17 protein-coding genes are annotated in these 21,329 nt (G+C 57.0%); 13 read left to right on the top strand and 4 right to left on the bottom strand.

Annotation, left to right across the window (positions count from 1 at the left end):
• Positions 1-73: 73 nt before the first annotated feature.
• From ACZYSM_RS02780 to ACZYSM_RS02795, 4 genes are read left to right on the top strand one after another with little or no spacing between them, the layout of a single operon-like run.
• Complete coding sequence (locus ACZYSM_RS02780; protein WP_489068644.1) at positions 74-1,084, top strand: ABC transporter permease subunit; 1,011 nt, start codon at positions 74-76, stop codon at positions 1,082-1,084.
• Positions 1,085-1,094: 10 nt separating this feature from the next.
• Positions 1,095-2,006, top strand: coding sequence for an ABC transporter permease subunit (locus ACZYSM_RS02785; RefSeq protein WP_489068646.1), 912 nt, complete (start codon positions 1,095-1,097; stop codon positions 2,004-2,006).
• A gap of 10 nt (positions 2,007-2,016) precedes the next feature.
• Positions 2,017-2,985, top strand: a complete 969-nt coding sequence (locus ACZYSM_RS02790; protein ID WP_489068648.1) for an ABC transporter ATP-binding protein — start codon at positions 2,017-2,019, stop codon at positions 2,983-2,985.
• Positions 2,985-3,956 (top strand): peptide ABC transporter ATP-binding protein, encoded by a 972-nt coding sequence (locus ACZYSM_RS02795; protein ID WP_489068649.1) that lies wholly within the window; start codon positions 2,985-2,987, stop codon positions 3,954-3,956. The genes ACZYSM_RS02790 and ACZYSM_RS02795 overlap by 1 nt, the downstream gene beginning before the upstream one ends.
• Before the next feature lie 121 nt (positions 3,957-4,077).
• On the opposite strand, the gene ACZYSM_RS02800 is transcribed toward ACZYSM_RS02795, so the two are convergent.
• Both ACZYSM_RS02800 and ACZYSM_RS02805 read right to left on the bottom strand, forming a co-directional pair.
• Positions 4,078-4,326 (bottom strand): hypothetical protein, encoded by a 249-nt coding sequence (locus ACZYSM_RS02800; protein ID WP_489068651.1) that lies wholly within the window; start codon positions 4,324-4,326, stop codon positions 4,078-4,080.
• Between the two features lie 194 nt (positions 4,327-4,520).
• The gene (locus ACZYSM_RS02805; protein WP_489068653.1) at positions 4,521-6,104 is read right to left on the bottom strand and encodes a peptide chain release factor 3; all 1,584 of its coding nucleotides are present in this window, start codon (positions 6,102-6,104) and stop codon (positions 4,521-4,523) included.
• A 406-nt stretch (positions 6,105-6,510) separates the two neighbouring features.
• Between ACZYSM_RS02805 and ACZYSM_RS02810 the strand changes: the two genes are divergently transcribed.
• The 7 genes from ACZYSM_RS02810 (at position 6,511) to ACZYSM_RS02840 (ending at position 14,409) form a co-directional block, all read left to right on the top strand.
• Positions 6,511-7,200: an ABC transporter permease gene (locus ACZYSM_RS02810; RefSeq protein WP_489068902.1), complete on the top strand. Its 690-nt coding sequence runs from the start codon at positions 6,511-6,513 to the stop codon at positions 7,198-7,200.
• Between the two features lie 25 nt (positions 7,201-7,225).
• The gene (locus tag ACZYSM_RS02815; RefSeq protein WP_489068655.1) at positions 7,226-8,128 is read left to right on the top strand and encodes a glycine betaine ABC transporter substrate-binding protein; all 903 of its coding nucleotides are present in this window, start codon (positions 7,226-7,228) and stop codon (positions 8,126-8,128) included.
• A 15-nt stretch (positions 8,129-8,143) separates the two neighbouring features.
• Entirely contained in the window at positions 8,144-8,836 is a 693-nt protein-coding gene (locus ACZYSM_RS02820; RefSeq protein ID WP_489068656.1) for an ABC transporter permease, read from the top strand.
• A 126-nt stretch (positions 8,837-8,962) separates the two neighbouring features.
• A complete protein-coding gene (locus ACZYSM_RS02825; protein WP_489068658.1) occupies positions 8,963-10,120 on the top strand; it encodes an osmoprotectant ABC transporter ATP-binding protein OsmV in 1,158 nt (385 codons plus the stop codon).
• Positions 10,121-10,592: 472 nt separating this feature from the next.
• A complete protein-coding gene (locus ACZYSM_RS02830; RefSeq protein WP_489068660.1) occupies positions 10,593-11,756 on the top strand; it encodes a type III PLP-dependent enzyme in 1,164 nt (387 codons plus the stop codon).
• 386 nt (positions 11,757-12,142) lie between these two features.
• The gene (locus tag ACZYSM_RS02835) at positions 12,143-13,324 is read left to right on the top strand and encodes an alpha-xenorhabdolysin family binary toxin subunit A (protein WP_489068662.1); all 1,182 of its coding nucleotides are present in this window, start codon (positions 12,143-12,145) and stop codon (positions 13,322-13,324) included.
• A gap of 71 nt (positions 13,325-13,395) precedes the next feature.
• Positions 13,396-14,409: an alpha-xenorhabdolysin family binary toxin subunit B gene (locus ACZYSM_RS02840; RefSeq protein ID WP_489068664.1), complete on the top strand. Its 1,014-nt coding sequence runs from the start codon at positions 13,396-13,398 to the stop codon at positions 14,407-14,409.
• A gap of 118 nt (positions 14,410-14,527) precedes the next feature.
• On the opposite strand, the gene ACZYSM_RS02845 is transcribed toward ACZYSM_RS02840, so the two are convergent.
• Together ACZYSM_RS02845 and ACZYSM_RS02850 are read right to left on the bottom strand one after the other, a co-directional pair.
• Entirely contained in the window at positions 14,528-15,304 is a 777-nt protein-coding gene (locus tag ACZYSM_RS02845; RefSeq protein ID WP_489068666.1) for a tetratricopeptide repeat protein, read from the bottom strand.
• A gap of 3 nt (positions 15,305-15,307) precedes the next feature.
• The gene (locus ACZYSM_RS02850; protein ID WP_489068668.1) at positions 15,308-15,988 is read right to left on the bottom strand and encodes a Fe2+-dependent dioxygenase; all 681 of its coding nucleotides are present in this window, start codon (positions 15,986-15,988) and stop codon (positions 15,308-15,310) included.
• A gap of 207 nt (positions 15,989-16,195) precedes the next feature.
• Here ACZYSM_RS02850 and ACZYSM_RS02855 point away from each other — a divergent pair, with 207 nt between their 5' ends.
• The gene (locus ACZYSM_RS02855) at positions 16,196-18,517 is read left to right on the top strand and encodes a TonB-dependent receptor (protein ID WP_489068670.1); all 2,322 of its coding nucleotides are present in this window, start codon (positions 16,196-16,198) and stop codon (positions 18,515-18,517) included.
• A 134-nt stretch (positions 18,518-18,651) separates the two neighbouring features.
• Positions 18,652-21,180: a PepSY domain-containing protein gene (locus ACZYSM_RS02860; RefSeq protein WP_489068672.1), complete on the top strand. Its 2,529-nt coding sequence runs from the start codon at positions 18,652-18,654 to the stop codon at positions 21,178-21,180.
• The last annotated feature ends 149 nt before the right edge of the window (positions 21,181-21,329 follow it).

Consider the following 21,329-nt stretch of genomic DNA (forward strand, 5'->3'; position numbering starts at 1 on the left):
ATAAGAAACTCCCGGCATCGTTTATCCCGATGATGCCGGGCACGCCTAACCGGCTGATGAGGTACACCAGAAGATGTTTAGTTTTATTGCCCGCCGCGTGGGGTTATTGATCCCCACCTTCTTCGGCATCACCTTGCTGACTTTCGCGTTGATTCGCATGATCCCCGGCGACCCCGTGGAAGTGATGATGGGCGAACGTCGGGTCGACCCTGAGATGCATGCCCAGGCAATGGAACGCCTTGGTCTGAACAAACCACTGTATGCCCAGTATCTGGACTACGTCGGCAAACTCGCCCACGGCGACCTGGGTGAATCCCTGCGCACCCGCACCAGCGTATGGACCGAGTTCACCTCGCTGTTTCCCGCGACCCTGGAACTGTCCATGGCCGCCCTGCTGTTCGCCGGCGTCCTCGGGCTACTGGCCGGGGTGATCGCTGCCCTGAAGCGAGGATCCCTGTTCGACCATGGGGTGATGGGCATCTCCCTGGCGGGATACTCGATGCCGATCTTCTGGTGGGGCCTGGTCCTGATCATGTTCTTTTCGGTATCCCTGGGCTGGACGCCAGTCTCCGGGCGGATCGACCTGCTTTACGACATTGAGCCCCGAACCGGCTTCATGCTGATCGACACCCTGCTGGCCGATGACACCGGCGCCTTCTTCGACGCCCTGCATCACCTGATTCTGCCGGCTATCGTGCTCGGTACCATCCCACTGGCGGTGATCGCCCGGATGACCCGTTCCTCGATGCTCGAAGTGCTGCGTGAAGACTACATTCGTACCGCCCGGGCCAAAGGCCTGTCGCCGGCGCGTGTGGTGTTTGTTCACGGCCTGCGTAACGCCTTGATTCCGGTGCTGACCGTGGTCGGCCTGCAAGTCGGCACTCTGTTGGCCGGTGCGGTTCTGACCGAAACCATTTTCTCCTGGCCCGGTATCGGCAAATGGCTGATTGAAGCCATTGGCGCCCGGGACTATCCGGTGGTGCAAAACGGCATCCTGTTAATCGCCTGCCTGGTGATTATGGTCAATTTCGTGGTGGACATCCTCTACGGCTTTGCCAACCCACGCATCCGTCACCAGCGCTGAGATCATACTAATGAGCACTCTAACTACCTCAGTAGCAGTCGATCAAAGCCTGCTTTATCCATCGCCGTACAAAGAGTTCTGGCAAGCCTTCTCGAAGAACAAAGGCGCTGTTGCCGGACTGCTGTTCATGATCATCGTGGTGTTTTGCGCGCTGTTCGCCCCTTGGGTCGCACCGCATAACCCGAGTGAGCAATTCCGCGACTTCCTGCTGACTCCGCCGGCCTGGCTGGAAGGCGGGCAACTGCAATTCCTGCTCGGCACCGATGAGCTGGGGCGTGACCTGCTGTCACGGCTGATCACCGGTTCACGCCTGTCGCTGCTGATCGGTTTGTCGTCGGTGGTCATGTCGTTGATCCCCGGCATCATGCTGGGTCTGTTCGCCGGGTTCTTCCCGCGCCTGCTCGGCCCGACCATCATGCGTCTGATGGACATCATGCTGGCCCTGCCGTCCTTGCTGCTGGCTGTGGCGATTGTCGCCATCCTCGGCCCTGGCCTGATCAACACCGTCATCGCCATTGCCGTGGTTTCGTTGCCGTCCTATGTCCGTCTGACTCGCGCTGCGGTGATGGGCGAACTGAACCGCGACTACGTCACCGCCGCGCGCCTGGCCGGTGCCGGTCTGCCACGCCTGATGTTCATCACCGTGCTGCCTAACTGCATGGCGCCGTTGATCGTTCAGGCGACCTTGAGCTTCTCCTCGGCGATTCTCGATGCCGCCGCCCTGGGCTTCCTCGGCCTTGGCGTACAACCGCCAACCCCTGAGTGGGGCACCATGCTGGCCTCGGCTCGCGACTACATCGAACGCGCCTGGTGGGTGGTGAGCCTGCCTGGTTTGACCATTTTGCTCAGCGTGCTGGCAATCAACCTGATGGGCGACGGTCTGCGCGATGCGCTGGACCCGAAACTCAAGAATGCCGCCTGAGGAGATTCCCATGTCACTGCTAGAAATCAAGAATCTCAATGTCCGCTTTGGCGACGCCAATGCCGTACCGGTGGTCGACGGTCTCGACCTTTCCGTGGACAAGGGCGAAGTACTGGCCATCGTTGGCGAATCAGGTTCCGGCAAGTCCGTGACCATGATGGCGCTGATGGGGCTGATCGAGCATCCCGGCATCGTCACCGCTGATTCCCTCATCTTCGACGGCCAGGACATGCTCAAACTCAGCGCGCGCCAGCGCCGACGCATTGTCGGTAAAGACCTGGCGATGGTTTTCCAGGACCCGATGACCGCGCTGAACCCGAGCTACACCGTGGGTTTTCAGATCGAAGAAGTGCTACGTCTGCACCTCAAACTGTCCAGTAAGGCTGCCCGCAAGCGCGCCATCGAACTGCTGGAAAAAGTCGAAATCCCGGGTGCCGCGAGCCGTATGGATGCTTATCCGCATCAACTGTCCGGCGGTATGAGCCAGCGCGTGGCAATTGCCATGGCAATTGCCGGTGAGCCGAAACTGCTGATCGCCGATGAACCGACCACCGCCCTGGACGTGACCATTCAGGCGCAGATCATGGAGCTGCTGCTCAACCTGCAACAAGAGCAGAACATGGGCTTGGTGCTGATCACTCACGACCTGGCAGTGGTTGCCGAAACCGCGCAACGGGTGTGCGTAATGTATGCGGGCCAAGCCGTGGAAGTCGGGCAAGTGCCCGGTCTGTTCGACGTGCCAGCGCACCCGTACAGCGAAGCACTGCTGGCAGCGATTCCGGAACACAGCCTGGGTGCCGAGCGTCTGGCGACATTACCAGGCATCGTTCCCGGTCGCTATGACCGTCCGCAAGGTTGCCTGTTATCGCCGCGCTGCCCGTATGTGCAAGACAAATGCCGCCAGCAACGCCCGGGCCTCGACCCTAAAGCCCACAGCCTCGCCCGCTGCTTCTACCCCTTGAATCAGGAGGTGGCGTAATGAGCGTCGTTCTCACCGCCCGCGACCTTACCCGTCACTATGAAGTGTCCCGTGGCCTGTTCAAAGGCACCGCACTGGTTCGCGCCCTCAACGGCGTGTCGTTCGAACTGGAAGCCGGCAAGACCCTTGCCGTTGTAGGTGAGTCGGGTTGCGGCAAGTCGACCCTGGCCCGTGCCCTGACGCTGATCGAAGAGCCCTCCTCCGGTTCGCTGAAAATCGCCGGCCAGGAAGTGACCGGCGCCAACAAGGCCGAACGCAAGCAACTGCGCAAAGACGTGCAGATGGTGTTCCAAAGCCCCTACGCTTCGTTGAATCCACGGCAGAAAATCGGCGATCAGCTCGCTGAACCGTTGCTGATCAACACTACGTTGTCTGCTGCAGAGCGTCGCGAGAAAGTGCAGGCGATGATGAAGCAAGTGGGTTTGCGCCCAGAGCATTATCAGCGTTACCCGCACATGTTCTCCGGCGGTCAGCGCCAACGGATCGCCCTCGCCCGCGCGATGATGCTGCAACCGAAAGTGCTGGTCGCGGACGAACCGACCTCGGCGCTGGACGTGTCGATCCAGGCACAGGTGCTGAACCTGTTCATGGACCTGCAGCAAGAGTTCAACACCGCCTACGTGTTCATCTCCCACAACCTGTCGGTGGTGCGCCACGTCGCCGATCAGGTGTTGGTGATGTACCTCGGCCGTCCGGTGGAAATGGGCCCTAAAGAAGACATCTACACCCGTCCTCTGCACCCGTACACCCAGGCGCTATTGTCGGCCACACCGACGATCCATCCGGATCCGACCAAGCCGAAAATCAAGATCGTCGGCGAACTGCCTAACCCACTCAATCCACCGTCCGGCTGTGCTTTCCACAAGCGCTGCCCGTACGCGACCGAGCGGTGCAGCACTGAGGAGCCGGCCCTGCGTTTACTCGACAACCGCCAGGTAGCCTGCCACTACGCCGAGCAATTCGTCGTTTAAACAGGGCAAAAACGCTCCCGAGAGTTGCTCAAAAGCGTCTTTCACGCGTTAACCAACCCCTCCTGCCGGATTGCGCATCAGTCCAGCAGGAGGGGTTTTCTTTTACCTGAGTCCAAGCAGATCAACCCTGACTGTCACCCTCGTCATCGGGATTTGGATCATCATCGCCCTCGGTACCGCCCTTGCCTTCGTCTTGGCCGCTAGGGTTGGAGTCATCTGCGTAGACCGCATGAAATCCACTTCCCGCCATGCCCGTCGAGAAGCCCGCGCCGTGACCCTGCGCCGGATAACTGGCCCACGCCGCTGAAGTGCCCAGCGAAAGCATGACCAGCACTTTGATCAGCAACACAATGCGTTGAAAGATTTTCATAGCCGATTCCATCCTTTCGTAGGTGAATCACGGAGTGCCCGGTCGTGTTTTTAGCGACCATGCATCTGTCTGAACCTAGTCCTCCATTGAGGGCTTCGTTAGATCTATTTCGACTATCCCTAAGATCAAAAGATCGTCAATAAAAAAGGCGAAGCCCAATGAGCTTCGCCTGTGTTGTGCTGCTTCGCTAACCCTTAGTGATGCTCACGGGTCGCGCGGAATTTCACGTCCGGCCAGCGCTCTTCCATCAGTGCCAGGTTGACCCGGGTCGGGGCCAGGTAGGTCAGGTGACCGCCACCGTCGACCGCGAGGTTTTCCACAGCCTTGACGCTGAACTCTTCAAGCTTCTTCTTATCGCTGCAATCGATCCAGCGAGCGGACCACACGGTGATCGGCTCGTAAGCGCATTCGACCTTGTATTCCTCTTTCAAACGACTGGCGACCACATCGAACTGCAGCACACCGACGGCGCCGAGGATGATGTCGTTGCTGCGTGTCGGGAAGAACACCTGAGTCGCGCCTTCTTCGGCCAGCTGTTGCAGGCCTTGGCGAAGTTGCTTGGACTTGAGCGGATCCTTCAGGCGCACGCGACGGAACAGTTCCGGAGCGAAGTGCGGGATCCCGGTGAAACCTAACGCTTCGCCTTCGGTGAAGGTGTCGCCGATCTGGATCGTGCCGTGGTTGTGCAAACCGATGATATCGCCGGCAAAGGCTTCTTCCAGCTGCTCACGCTCGGAGGAGAAGAACGTCAGCGCATCGCCGATCCGCACGTCTTTGCCGGTCCGTACGTGGCGCATTTTCATGCCCTTGTCGTACCTGCCGGAGCAGATACGCATAAAGGCAATCCGGTCGCGGTGTTTAGGGTCCATGTTCGCCTGGATCTTGAACACGAAACCGGTGAATTTTTCTTCATCCGGCTCCACCGTGCGCTCGTTGGCGACACGGGCCAGCGGCTTGGGTGCCCAGTTGACTACGGCATCGAGCACGTGATCGACGCCGAAGTTGCCCAGCGCGGTTCCGAAAAACACTGGAGTCAGTTGGCCGTCGAGGAATTCCTGTTGATTGAATTCGTGGCAAGCGCCCTGCACCAGTTCCAGTTGATCGACGAAACGGTCGTATTCATCACCCAGGTGTGCGCGGGCTTCATCGGAGTCGAGCTTCTCGATGATTTTCACATCGGTGCGCTCGTGGCCGTGGCCAGCGGTGTAGACAATGATGTAGTCGTCGGCGAGGTGGTACACACCTTTGAAGTCGCGGTAGCAACCGATCGGCCAGGTGATCGGTGCAGCTTTGATCTTCAGGACTGCCTCGATCTCGTCGAGCAGTTCGATCGGGTCACGGATGTCCCGGTCGAGTTTGTTGATGAAGCTGACAATCGGTGTGTCACGCAAACGGCAGACGTCCATCAGAGCGATGGTCCGCGGTTCGACGCCTTTACCGCCGTCGAGCACCATCAGCGCCGAGTCGACCGCGGTCAGGGTGCGGTAGGTGTCTTCCGAGAAGTCTTCGTGGCCCGGGGTATCGAGCAGGTTGATCATGTGATCGCGATACGGGAACTGCATGACCGACGTGGTAATGGAAATACCACGCTGTTTTTCCATTTCCATCCAGTCGGAGGTGGCATGACGGTCCGACTTTCGGGATTTCACCGTACCGGCAATAGCAATGGCCTTGCCCATCAGCAAGAGTTTCTCGGTGATGGTGGTCTTACCCGCATCGGGGTGGGAAATAATGGCGAAAGTGCGGCGTTTCGCGACTTCGGCGGCCTGTTTGGTCATGGGAAATCGCCTGGCAGGTGATTCAAAAAAGGGCGGCGAGTATAGCGTAAACACGGTGCCACGGACCACCGTTCGCCCTGTAGCAGCTGCCGAGCCTGCGAGGCTCGGCAGCTGCTACAGGGGCAAAACGAGATGCGGGGTGGCTAAATGCTGCTAAATATGGAACCTTTTAAAAGGTGCAGACGTCCACTCCCCTGTTACTGCACTCGTACCAGGGGCTGAAATATCAGCAAGTTAGCCTGACGGGGCTGCGCTTATGGCTCGACTCATGCCGCTTTGCCGGCATCTGCGAGCTGCTTTTCGCGAACACCTTTCGGCAGCCAGGAATGGCATAGCCACACGAGAAAGTGTTCGCCGACTGAAATAAAGGAGTCCGCCTGTGGCTATTCGCTATGGCAAAGGGCTAATGGGGTGCGCGGTTGTCATCGCCCTCCTGGCCCTGCTGGTCCACTGGATCGGCATCGACACGATCGAACACTACCGCGACGATTTGTTGTTTTACCTGCAAGCTCATCTGATTCTTGTCCTCGCTTCCATGCTAGCCACCCTCGTCGTGGGCATCCCCGCCGGTATCCTGCTCAGCCGACCGAACATGGTCGCTCGCGCCGAACGCTTCATGCAGATCTTCAACATCGGCAACACCGTTCCACCTCTCGCCGTACTGGCCATCGCCCTGGGGATTCTCGGGATCGGCAGCGGTCCGGCAATCTTCGCTTTGTTCCTCGCCTCTCTGTTGCCCATCGTGCGCAATACCTACGAAGGCCTGAAAAACGTTCAGGGCTCACTCAAAGAAGCCGCCGTCGGCATCGGCATGACACCGCGTCAGGTGCTCTGGCGAGTGGAGTTGCCGAACGCCGTGCCGATCATCATCGGTGGTGTGCGCGTGGCGCTGGCGATCAACGTCGGTACCGCACCGCTGGCATTCCTGATCGGCGCCAACAGTCTGGGCAGCCTGATTTTCCCCGGCATTGCCCTGAACAATCAGCCGCAACTGATCCTCGGCGCGGCCTGCACCGCCCTGTTGGCGTTACTGCTCGACGGTCTGGTGACACTCGCCAGCCGCGTCTGGCTGGAACGCGGTCTGCAACCTACTTAACGTCAGGTTGAGCAAAGGAACTCACATGAAAAAACTAAGCTTGATACTGGGCTGCATCCTGCTGTTCGCAGGAATCGCCCAAGCCGCCGACAAACCGGTCATCCGCATCGGTGCCCGGGTGTTCACCGAGCAAACTCTGCTCGCCGAAATCACCTCCCAATACCTGAGCAGCAAAGGCTATGACGCCCGCGTGACCGGTGGTCTGGGTAGCAATCTGGCCCGCAGCGCCCACGAAAGCGGGCAGCTGGACTTGATGTGGGAATACACCGGCGTGTCGCTGGTGGCTTACAACCACGTCACCGAAAAACTCGACAGCGAACAGTCCTACGCCCGAGTCAAAGAACTCGATGCAAAAAAAGGCCTGATCTGGCTCACGCCGTCGAGGTTCAGCAACACCTACGCCCTAGCCCTACCGGAAACCACCGCAAAGGAATACCCGCAGATCAACACCATCAGCGAGCTGAACACGGTGATGCAGGCTGAGGTGAAGCAGAATCATCTGGTAGCGCTGGACACCGAGTTTGCCAACCGTTCCGACGGTCTGGGAGGTATGGTCAAGCTGTACGGCATGAACCTGACCCGCAAGAACATCCGCCAAATGGATGCCGGGCTGGTTTACACCGCACTGCGCAATGGCCAGGTGTTCGCCGGGCTGGTCTATACCACCGACGGTCGACTGAACGCGTTCAAGCTCAAGCTGCTTGAAGACGACAAGCACTACTTCCCCGACTACACCGCCGCGCCGGTCATTCGTAAGGCGTACCTCGACGCTCATCCGAAACTGGCCGAGGAACTCAAACCCCTGGCCGAGCTGTTCGACGATCAATCCATGCGCCAACTGAACGCACGGGTCGATGTCGATCACGAAAGCCCTTCGGCCGTTGCTGCAGATTTTCTGCGCCAGCATCCACTGCCCCCTATCAAGTAAACCGGAGGAAAAGACATGGAATTTCTAAACGCCTTTTCCCATCTCGACTGGCCATTGGTTCTGCACCTGACCTGGCAGCACATCACCCTGGTTGGCATCGCGGTAACCCTGGCGATTCTGGTCGGCGTGCCGTTGGGCATTTTGATGACGCGTTTCCCGTCGCTTGCCGGTCCCTTGCAAGCCAGTGCCACGGTCCTGCTGACCATCCCGTCGATCGCGCTGTTCGGCCTGCTGTTGCCGTTCTACTCCAGGTTCGGTCAGGGCCTGGGGCCGATGCCGGCTATTACTGCAGTGTTTCTCTATTCCCTGCTGCCGATCATGCGTAACACCTACCTGGCGCTGACCGGCGTCGATCCGGGCATCCGCGAAGCCGCTCGCGGCATCGGTATGACCTTCGGCCAGCGCTTGCGCATGGTCGAGCTGCCCATCGCGGTGCCGGTGATTCTCGCCGGTGTCCGTACTGCCGTGGTGATGAACATTGGTGTCATGACCATTGCCGCGACCATCGGCGCCGGTGGCCTGGGTGTACTTATTCTCGCTTCAATCAGCCGCAGTGACATGTCGATGCTGATCGTCGGCACCGTGCTGGTCAGTCTCCTGGCCATCTTCGCCGACCTGCTTTTGCAATGGCTGCAACGCACGCTGACGAGTAGGGGGTGTTCACCGCAAATGACGGGCGCGCCGTCGCCCCACAAAGCGCAAGACTAGGCGCGAGGAGAGAAGTTTGGTTTCTTCAAATGAACGACGAGCAACGACGGATTGCGCTTTGTGGGGCACGGCCCTACGGGTTGGAGCTGTCATTTGCGGTGAACACCCCCTACCTGGACTGCTCAAATGATCGAACTTCAAAACCTCAGCAAGACCTTCCAAAGCAACGGCAAAGATGTGAAAGCCGTGGACTCGGTAAACCTGACCGTCAATGAAGGCGAAATCTGTGTGTTCCTCGGGCCATCGGGTTGCGGCAAAAGCACCACGCTGAAGATGATCAACCGCCTGATCAAACCGACGTCGGGCAAAATCCTGATCAACGGTGAAGACACCACCGACCTCGACGCTGTGACGCTGCGCCGCAACATCGGCTATGTGATCCAGCAGATTGGTCTGTTCCCGAACATGACCATCGAGGAGAACATCACCATCGTTCCGCGCCTGCTCGGTTGGGACAAACAGAAATGCCACGACCGCGCCCGCGAGCTGATGAGCATGATCAAGCTCGAACCCAAGCAGTACCTGAGCCGCTACCCGCGTGAATTGTCCGGCGGTCAGCAGCAACGAATTGGCGTGATTCGCGCTTTAGCGGCCGACGCTCCGCTGTTGTTGATGGACGAACCGTTTGGCGCGGTCGACCCGATCAACCGCGAAATGATCCAGAACGAGTTCTTCGAAATGCAGCGGGCGCTGGGCAAGACCGTGATCATGGTCAGCCACGACATTGACGAAGCGATCAAACTCGGCGACAAGATTGCGATCTTCCGTGGCGGCAAACTGATTCAGATCGATCATCCGGACACCCTGCTGGCGCATCCGGCAGATGACTTCGTCAGCAACTTCGTCGGCCAGGACAGCACCCTAAAACGCCTGCTGTTGGTCAAAGCCGAAGACGCGGCGGACAACGCGCCGTCGGTGAGCCCGGAAACTCCGGTAGCCGAGGCGCTGGAGTTGATGGACGAACTGGACCGTCGTTACGTGGTGGTCACCTGCGCCGATAACAAAGCCCTGGGTTACGTGCGTCGCCGCGACCTGCACCGCCAGACCGGCGCCTGTGTGCAGTACCTGCGCGAATTCAACGCCACCGCAGCCTACGACGAGCATTTGCGCATCCTGTTGTCGCGGATGTACGAGTTCAACCGTTCGTGGTTACCGGTGATGGATGCCGAGCGGGTGTTCCTTGGTGAGGTGACGCAGGAGTCGATTGCCGAGTACCTGAGTTCCGGCAAGTCTCGTGGGGGCAAGACCAGTATTGTTTCTCCGGCCGAGACAGCGGCGGCCTGACTGACGCTATCGCGAGCAGGCTCGCTCCCACATTTGATCTGTGGTCTGCATGCAATATGTGCAGCAACACAAATCTACTGTGGGAGCGAGCCTGCTCGCGATTGGAGGCACCACAAACCTCCACTGAAACACCTCAAATACCCCTCCTACGGGAACATCACACTGTCATGCAGGTCGGTTACATCAGTAGCTGTCCGAGGCCACGCGACGGACGTGTGCAAAAACGCGACATTTTTTGTTGATCTCAAGCCTCTCACGTCCTAAAGTTCGCGCCGAACGTCCATGCTGGAAACGATCCATCCGGCTCAAGTACTGACGACGAGACAGCAAGGTCACCCGTAGCGCTCTGCACGGTTGACCTTTTTTGCTTTCGGCGGACATGCCTTGGGAAGTAGGCGAACCAAAGTGGGGATACGGAGGACGTTCATTTGCACCCATTGATAATTTCAGTTTGCCAGTAGGAGTTCCCAGCATGTCGATCCAGGTCGAAGACTATTACGCGCGCGAAACCTTCGAAAAAATGAAGGCGTTCGCTGACAAGCAAGAAACCCCTTTCGTGGTCATCGACACCGCGATGATCAGCAAAGCCTACGACGACCTGCGTGCAGGCTTTGAATTCGCCAAAGTGTATTACGCCGTCAAGGCCAACCCGGCCGTTGAAATCATCAACCTGCTGCGCGACAAAGGCTCGAGCTTCGACATCGCGTCGATCTACGAACTGGACAAAGTACTGAACCAGGGCGTCAGCCCGGATCGCATCAGCTACGGCAACACCATCAAGAAATCCAAGGACATCCGCTACTTCTACGAGAAGGGCGTGCGCCTGTACTCCACCGACTCCGAAGCCGACCTGCGCAACATCGCCAAGGCCGCGCCAGGTTCGAAAGTCTATGTCCGCATCCTGACTGAAGGCTCGACCACGGCTGACTGGCCGTTGTCGCGCAAATTCGGCTGCCAGACCGACATGGCTATGGACCTGCTGATCCTTGCTCGCGACCTGGGCCTGGTGCCTTACGGCATCTCCTTCCACGTCGGCTCTCAGCAACGCGACATCAGCGTTTGGGACGCGGCGATCGCCAAGGTCAAAGTGATCTTCGAGCGTTTGAAAGAAGAAGACGGTATCCACCTCAAGCTGATCAACATGGGCGGCGGCTTCCCGGCCAACTACATCACCCGCACCAACAGCCTGGAAACCTACGCTGAAGAAATCATCCGTTTCCTCAAGGAAGACTTCGGTGATGACCTGCCGGAAATCATCCTTGAGCCAGGTCGTTCGTTGATCGCCAACGCCGGCATTCTGGTCAGCGAAGTGGTACTGGTCGCGCGTAAATCGCGCACCGCCGTCGAGCGCTGGGTCTACACTGATGTGGGCAAATTCTCCGGCCTGATCGAAACCATGGACGAAGCCATCAAGTTCCCGATCTGGACCGAGAAAAAAGGCGAGATGGAAGAAGTGGTCATCGCCGGCCCCACCTGCGACAGCGCCGACATCATGTACGAGAACTACAAGTACGGCCTGCCACTGAACCTGGCCATCGGCGATCGCCTGTACTGGCTGTCCACTGGCGCCTACACCACCAGCTACAGCGCTGTTGAGTTCAATGGCTTTCCGCCGTTGAAGTCGTACTACCTGTAAGTCCTCGCTCGTTGTACCGAAAAGGCCCGTGAGTTTTCACGGGCCTTTTTTCGTTTCTGGTGATAGCCCACACAATCGCCTTGACCCACTTCCATAGGTTGATATAAGGCCGCAGTTTATTGGAACTGAACGCTAAGCTCGACCTACGCCCAACCCAATAGAACCCTACAAAGTTATTTTATTAAAACGCCAAATGCCATAAAACAAAAACATAGCACACCCTCCAGATAGACACCCTTCTTAATTCTGCACTATTTAAAATCGACCACTCGAAACATATTGAAAACTTTCAGCACTTAACTTTATTCACAATCACCGCTATTTTTTGTACGTGCAAAACACAAAAATATTATCACCCCACAAAAATAAACATAAAAAGGATTTTTATGTTAATCCATCAAGTTCTAAACGTTACCTCCGCAAACTTCAATTTACTGATATCCGATTACTTCAAGGCCGTCTCCGGAAGCCTCCCCGGAGTCGAGCGTGAACAAGGATTATTGGTCACCAATGACGATATCAGGAAAATAAAACGCTATATCAAATCAGGGCTCGAACTCCCTACCGAACTTAAGGAAATCGAACAAATATTCAAGTACGACCAATTAAATATCGCAGGACTTAAGTCAGCAGACATACAAATTCTGTATAAAACGATGAAAGATCATGCTGGAACCTGGTCAGCACTTGAATCCAACATGAAAACCGTTGGTTCTGACCTTCATGTCTTTGCCGACAATTTCACCAACAGCAGTAAATCAATCATTGACTACCTGAAGAGCCTGCCCAGTTATCTCAGTGGAGTGGGGAAAATCGGCAACCTGCCCCCCGAAGAAATCGACAACCTACCGGAAATACTCTTGACGAGAGAAGAGAAACAAAAAATCCCGGCCCTATTGGAACTGGTTAGCGAATTGAAAACTGTTATCTCTGACCACAGCCAAAGTACTCAAGATGTAAAAACGAAAATAACCATATTCAAACATGGCATCACCAACATTATAAAACCAGCATTGGGCGTAAAAATCGCCCTCTGCGCCAGCCATGATTTCAACTCGAGCATTATTGAGTTCAACGAAAAGCTCGATTTAATCAATCGACGAATCAACGAAAAAAACGCGGAGATCGAGCATTACTCCGACAGCAAATGGTGGGGATTATTCGGCGGGCTGGTTGGTTTCGCCGTCACGTCTTCGATTTTCGGTAGCAAAGTCCAGCAAGCACGAAATGAGCTAGAGCAATTGACCCACGAGAAGCGCGACATTGAAAAAAGGATTGCAACAACCAATGCCCTGCTCAGCTCATTGCGAACATTCGAAACCAACCTACAGGACCTGCAAGTTCGAGTTGAAGGTGCTGCTGGCGGTTCGTCGAGCCTCGAAAGCCTGTGGGAGCTTATCCAGGCCTACGTCGACTCATCCAGCAAAAAGCTCGACGGCATCACCAACGCCATGTACCTGGTGTCGTTCGTTTCCAGACTTAACACGATGATGGAAAACTGGGTCACTATAAAAAAACAGGCAGGTGATTTATTGACTGCATTTAACAATGTTTCCAGTGAACGTTAGCACCTGAAAAACACACAGCATCATCGTTGCCTCTTTAAATCAAGCAATCATCTTATAAAATCGAGATCACCATGACCGTACACACTATCGACACTTCATTCCAATACCCTGTGCCTGACATGAGCAAAATCCAGAAAAGCAGGACAGAACTCAACTATAAAATTCGCACCCTGAGCAGTTTTTATTTACCCGTCCTCGCTGAAGAGCTTAAAGGTCTACAAATAGAAGTCGACACAACCGATTCCAAAGCACTCAGAGCGTTGACCTTAGTACCAACAGCCTTGCAAACCAGTGAAATAAATCAATATTACAGCATCATTCAAACGCTGCAAGTCGGCGATCCGACAGAAGAACAGAAAGAGGCGCTGCTCAGTTACTACGCCGAAATTAAATCGTTGATTGACAATAGCTTGTCCAGTACACTGAAATATTCCACCGAACTAAACAACAGCCTGACAAATTTGAAATCGGTCACGCTCAGCGACAACCAATATAGAATCAAAGAGCTTGAAAAAACCATTGAAACTATTTCCTCGAAACTTCCCGGCGAAGAAAAGGCTATCGAGCTGTTAGTGAAAGATGAAACCGCCTTGAACGAGGCAATCAAGATCCTTGAATCGACTGACACCTTCGCCCTGATCAAAGATCTGCTGCTCAGCGCCGATGCACTCGCGGGACTAAATTTGTCCGCGCCTCAAGTTGAGCTTATCAAGGCAGGAATTGCCGTCACTGGCAAGCTTTTGGGTCTGGCCAGCGACGCCATTAAATATGACAAACTGATCACTGCAAGGAAACAGGTGCACACACGGCTAGATGATCGCCGCAACAATCTGGGTAGAATAAACAAAAGCATTAAAGAGTCTCAGGAACGCAAAGATCAATTAATGGAAGCGCAGACCGTAGGCACGCCGAGAGACATCTACACTCAAGAAATAAACACCCTTGCTGACGCCTTAAATAAGTTCTTGGAAATTAACACTTATGGCGCTTCTGACGAATGGGGTCCTATTGTCAAAACATTCATTGAACAGTCAAAAGCATTCAGCAAACTTTTGAATACTCTCCGCCAGGAATGGCGCAGCTAAACATGTTAGAGACGTGGAAGGTTCAATCCAGTTGAGCGTTTAAAAATCATGTTGGAGCGAGCGAAGAAGCGAGCAGCGCTCTCCTCTCGCTCCCCTTATGGGCAAGGCTGGGACGGCATCACCTGCGCCTGGCGCAGGTGTTCTCCATCAGCAACTGCGCTGCGCGTTGCTGATAGGTCTGCGCCAATGCCTGGATATCGGGATGAGCAGCCTGCCACAGCGCTTGGCTGCTTACCCACAAGAAATTCAGATTACCGCCCGCCAACGCCTTGCGCAGCCAGACCAACGCCTCTTCAATCTGCCCCCGATCAGCCAACACACCGGCATGACTAAACTGCCCGCGGAAATCCCCGCCCTCGGCGGAGCGCCGATACCACTCAAAAGCAGCTATCGAGTCAGCAGGACAAAACCGTCCTTCTTCCAGATAACGCCCCAGCAAGTTCATTGATTTCGCATGCCCAAGTTCGGCGGCGCGTTGATAGCACGCAAGTGCTTTCCCATGATCTTCGACCACACCGCGCCCGGTAGCGAGCAGGTTGGCGTAATTGTACAACCCCCAATCCAGCCCCGCCTCGGCGGCCAGACGGTATTGTTGCGCAGCGCCGGTGGGGTTTGCCACGCAACCCCAGCCATGTTCGTGACAACGCCCGAGCATGTTGCGCGCCATCAGGTGCCCGCCGTTGGCGGCGATTTCGAACCAGCGCAAGGCCAACACCGGATCCTTTGCAATGCCCTGCCCTTCGAGAAGAATCTGTCCGAGTAAGGCCTGGGCATCGAGAATGCCTTCTTTCGCCGCGATCAGAATCGCTTGAGCCGCGCGGGACGGGCTTTCTTCGAGCATGGCCTTGAGCCGATCCCCATCCAGGATTTCCTCGCGACGCAAATGAAAGTCCACGGCTTACACCTCGACCCAGCGGCGCAACAAGTTGTGATAAGTGCCGGTGAGGCGAATCAGCGACGGATGATCGGGCATGTCCTGGGTCAGTTGCTGAATCGCGCCGTCCATCTCGAACAGTAACGCGCGCTGGCTGTCTTCGCGCACCAGGCTTTGAGTCCAGAAGAACGAGGCGTAGCGCGTACCGCGAGTGACGGCGTTGACTTTGTGCAGGCTGGTGCCCGGGTACAGGACCATGTCGCCGGCCGGCAGTTTCACCTGGCGGGTGCCGAACGTGTCCTGGATCTCCAGCTCACCGCCGTCGTATTCATCGGGGTCGCTGAAGAACAGGGTCGACGACAAATCGGTGCGCACTCGCTCCGGGTTGCCCTTGGGCTGGCGCACTGCGTTGTCGATATGAAAGTCGAAACTGCCACCCGCTGTATAGCAATTGAGCAGCGGCGGAAACACCTTATGCGGTAACGCCGCCGACATGAACAGCGGATTTTTCCACAGTCTCTCCAGCATTGCCGCACCGATTTCCTTCGCTAGCGGATGGCCTTCCGGCAACTGCAGATTGTGCTTGGCCTTGGCCGATTGGTAGCCGGCTGTGATCTTGCCGTCCGCCCAATCCGCCTGCTCCAACGCCTCACGAATGCGCAACACCTCTTCACGGGAAAACAAGCCGGGAATATGCAGCAGCATGGGGGCGATACCTGAGAGCGAAAGGATCGCAATGGTATTGATTCTTATTGACTGTGTAAAACCCCATAGACGAATGAGGAGGTAAAAACCGTAAAGCTAAAGTGTAAAGAATGTAAATTTGGTGCGAATAGCAATATGTCGCAATTGATACAAATACGTATTTACCCTATATTCCGCGACCTCAAATCCTTGGGGAGGGGAATTCACATGTCACGCCAACAACCACAGTTACCTGTCAGCTCACCGCGTCTGCTCGCATCCGCTATTGGCGTGGCCATCACCGCCACCTCCGCAGCCCACATGGCTCACGCAGCTGAAAACACCGACAAAAAAGCACCACGTAATGCTATTTCGCTGGATGCCACCAGCGTCACTGGCGAAGCCCAGGACCAGACCTCCTATCAGGTCGAGAAAGCCTCTTCGCCTAAATACACCGCACCACTGGTGGACACCCCGCGTTCGGTGACAGTGATTCCACAGCAAGTCCTGAAGGACACCGGTGCCCTTTCCATGCAGGATGCGCTGCGCACAGTGCCCGGCATTACCTTCGGTGCCGGAGAAGGCGGCAACCCGCAGGGCGATCGACCGTTCATTCGTGGCTTCGACGCGCAAGGCGACACCTATCTGGATGGTGTGCGCGACACTGGCTCCCAGAGCCGCGAGATTTTTGCCGTTGAGTCGATCGAGGTCAGCAAGGGCCCTAACTCGGCCATTGGTGGCCGTGGCGCAGCCGGCGGCACCATCAATCTGGTCAGCAAAAAGGCTCACTTGGGCGACTCGTTTGATGGCGGCTTTACCTGGGGCTCGGATCAGACCCAGCGCTATACCCTGGATAGCAACTATCAGTTCACCGATAGCGCCGCGGGCCGTCTCAACTTGATGAGCCATGAAAGCAACGTCGCCGGGCGTGACAAGGTTGATTACGACCGCTGGGGCATCGCTCCGTCGCTGGCGTTCGGGCTGGGCACTGATACCCGGGTCAACCTCGACTACTACCACCTGCAAAGCAACGACCTGCCGGACTCGGGCATTCCGTACACCGTGCCAGCTTCGGGTAAAACTGCTGATCGCACCAAGAGCAATCCGGACAAACCTAACGCCGGCGGTGATAGCAACAACTTCTACGGCCTGACTGACCGCGACTTCCGTAAAGGCCGTACCGACACCGCGACCTTCGCCATCGAACACGACCTGACCGACGCGCTGACCATCAAGAACACCTTGCGGCACGGCACCAGCATGCAGGATTACATCCTGACCCAGCCGGACGACAGCAAGGGCAACGTCAACAACGGTAGCGTCTGGCGCCGCGCCAACAGCCGGGTCAGCAACACCGACACCACCACCAACCAGACTGACCTGTTTGGCGACTTCTACGTGGCCGGGTTCAAGAACAGCTTCTCCACCGGAGTTGAGTTCAGCCGCGAGAAAAGTAAAAAATCTTCGTACAACGTCAACACCGATACCACGCCGGGAACGGCCGCAGTGACCACTAACTGCACGCCGTCCATGATCGGTTCATCAAGCGGCTACAACTGCACCTCGCTGTCCAACCCAAACCCTGACGATCCATGGAACGGTGCGATTTCGCGCAACTACGCCGGCACCGACACCTCCAGTACCACTCGTGCGCTCTATGTATTCGATACTCTAGAACTGTCGCCGCAGTGGCTGTTGAACATGGGCCTGCGTTACGACCACTTCGACACCCAGTTCAAGACCTTCGACGCCGCTTCAGTCACTACCGCCAAAGGCAACGACGTCAGCGAGTTCGTCACCGGTCAGTTGGGCCTGGTCTGGAAACCGGCGGAGAACGGCAGCATCTATGCCTCCTACGCCACCTCAGCCACCCCACCGGGTAACACCTTGGGCGAAGGCATGGAAGGCAATCCATTGTCAGGTACGACGGACCGTAACGGGAATCTGCTGAGCAGCGACATGGAGCCGGAAGAAACCAGCAACTACGAAATCGGTACCAAGTGGGACCTGCTCAATGACCGCTTGTCGCTGACCGCCGCCATTTTCCGCACCGAAAAGGAAAACGCCCGGGTTCAGGTCGACACCACATCCTTCCAAAACGTTGGCAAGACCCGTGTTGACGGCTTTGAACTGTCGGCCACCGGCAAGCTCACCGACAAGTGGCAGGTCTTCGCCGGTTACAGCTACCTCGACGGCAAGCAAGTGGATGGCGGCCCGCTGAACGAGGCCACCGATGGCAATCAACTGCCTAACACCCCGAAAAACAGCGCCAGTGTGTGGACAACCTACGCCGTCACTCAAAAGCTGACCGTTGGCGGCGGTGCGTTCTATGTCGACGACGTGTTCGGCAGTGTGGCCAACACCACGATGGTTGACTCCTACGTCCGCTACGACGCCATGGCCAGTTATAAACTGACTAAAAATGTCGACCTGCAATTGAATGTGCAGAACCTGACCAACGAGACGTACTACGACAAAGCCTTCGCGACCCACTTCGCCAACCAGGCGCCAGGTCGTACGGCGCTGCTAAGCACCAACTTCCACTTCTAATTAGAGTCGGAAGTTCAAGAAGCCCCGCTCATGTTCATGTGCGGGGCTTTTGTCCGTAATGGCGAATGCTTCCCGACAACACACGGCATACTGCGCGCCGTAATGATTATTTTTGAATAAGTAAGGCGATCGACGTGTTGAAGAAAACCCTGTTCCAGCTGCACTGGTTTTTCGGCATCAGCGCCGGGCTGATCCTGGCCTTGATGGGCATCACCGGAGCCGCAGTGTCGTTTCAGGACGAGATCCTGCGCGCGCTGAACCCCTCGGTCCTGCACGTCGAGAAGCGCACTGCCGGTGTGCTGCCGCCTGCTGAGCTGGTAGAGAAAATCGAGGCCGCTGAGGGCAAAAAGGTCTCGATGCTCTGGGTCGAAACCGACAGCGACAACGCCGCGCGGGTGTTTTTCACCCCACCCGCTGGCGAACGCCGTGGGCAGATGCGTTACTTCGACCCCTACACCGGCGACTTCATGGGAGATGCCACGGGCCAGGACTTCTTTGGCCTGATGCTGCAGCTGCACCGCTTTCTGGCGATGGGCGATACCGGTCGGCAAATCACCGGTGCCTGTACGCTGATTCTGATTTTCTTCTGCCTGTCCGGCCTCTATCTGCGCTGGCCGCGTCAGGTCGCAAGCTGGCGCGCCTGGCTGACCCTCGACTGGGCAAAAAAAGGCCGCAGCTTCAATTGGGACCTGCATTCGGTGGCGGGCACCTGGTGCCTGATTTTCTATTTACTGGCAGCGTTGACCGGGTTGTCCTGGTCTTATGAGTGGTACAACAAAGGGCTGAACAAGCTCCTCTCCGACGCGCCGCAAAACGAGCGGGTCAAGGGTGGTCGCGGTGCCCCGCCGTCAGGTCCGGCACCGACCGCCGATTACCGCGCGATGTGGAGCAGTGTCTACAGCGCCGCTGGCCCTGGCCTGAGCGCCTACAACATCCGCATGCCACCAGTGGCCGGACAACCGGCCACGGTGTTCTATCTGCTGAAAAATTCGCCCCACGACCGTGCGCTGAACCAGATCATGCTTGACCCGACAACAGGCGCGGTCAGCAAACATGATCGTTACGCCGACAAAAGCTTCAAAGCGCAACTGCTGGCCAGCATCTATGCCCTGCATGTCGGCAGTTACTTCGGGATCGTCGGTCGTATTTTGCTGACCCTCGCTACCCTGACCATGCCGCTGTTTTTTATCACGGGCTGGCTGCTTTATCTGGATCGTCGACGCAAGAAACATCAGGTCAAAGACGCTCGCAAAGGTTGGGTTCAAAACAGCAGCGACGCACCGGCATGGCTGATCGGTTTTGCCAGCCAAAGCGGCTTTGCCGAACAGCTTGCATGGCAGACCGCCGGTCAATTGCAGGCGGCAGGAGTGCCGGTCAAGGTGCAGCCACTGGCAGACGTCAGCGAGCGGGATTTGCGCGAGTCAAACCACGCATTGTTCGTGATCAGTACCTTCGGCGACGGCGAGGCACCAGACAGCGCACGCGGCTTCGAGCGCAAAGTGCTGGGGCGGGCGTTGACGCTGGACAGCCTTAATTACGCGGTGCTGGGCCTCGGCGATCGGCAGTATCAGCACTTCTGTGGATTTGCTCGTCGTCTGCATGCCAGGCTCGCAGAGCATGGCGGCACCACGTTGTTCGCGCCGATTGAAGTCGACAGTGGCGACCCCTACGCCCTGCGGCACTGGCAACAGCAACTCGGTCAGCTGACCGGGCATGCACCGGTGGACACCTGGCAAGCGCCGAGTTTCGACAACTGGACGCTGAGCCAGCGCAAACTGCTCAACCCCGACAGCAATGGTTCAGGCGTGTATTTGCTCGGTCTGACCGCGCCAACCGCCTGCAGCTGGTTGGCCGGTGATCTGGTGGAGGTACTGCCACGTAACAGCAGCGCTGCCGTCGAGTATTTTCTGAAGGGGCTGGGCCTCGCAGCGACCACTCCCGTACAACTCGATGGTTTGCAGGAAACCCTGGCGCAGGCGTTGGCGGGTCGCCAGTTACCAGAGAATCGTGCCCATCTGGTCGGCCTGCATGCCCAGGCATTGGTCGATGCGCTGGTGCCGCTGGCCATGCGCGAATACTCGATTGCCTCGATCGCCAGCGACGGCCTGTTAGAACTGATCGTGCGTCAGGAACGTCATGCCGACGGCAGCCTGGGCCTGGGCTCTGGCTGGCTGACCGAACATGTGCCCCTGGGCGCGGCCATCAGCCTGCGAGTACGGCGCAACAGTGGTTTCCACCTGCCTGCCGAACCTCGGCCGTTGATCCTGCTGGGCAACGGCACAGGACTGGCGGGGCTGCGCAGCCTGCTCAAGGCACGAATCGCCGACGGCCAGCAACGCAACTGGCTGCTGTTTGGTGAACGCAACATCGAACATGACTTTTATTGCCGGGACGAGCTGCACGAATGGCTGGCGTGCCGCGATCTGGTACGTCTGGACCTGGCGTTCTCGCGGGATCAGGCAGAGAAGATCTACGTGCAGGATCGACTGCGTAATGCCGCCGACGAATTGAAAAAATGGCTGGCCGACGGTGCCGCGATTTACATCTGCGGCAGCCTGCAAGGGATGGCCGCGGGCGTGGATCAGGTGCTCAATGAGGTACTGGGTGCTGAAGAGGTTGAGAAGCTGATTGAGCAAGGGCGCTATCGACGAGATGTGTATTGAGGGGCTGGTTTTGTGGGTTTTCGGTATCTCTGTGCCGTGTTTTAAAACCACCCCTCTCCCCAGCCCTCTCCCCAAAGGGGCGAGGGAGCTGACCGCGTCTACTTTCCGAAATACTGCGACCTGAAACTTCGAGTTGAATGTATCTTTTG

Source organism: Pseudomonas sp. F220 (assembly GCF_057813935.1).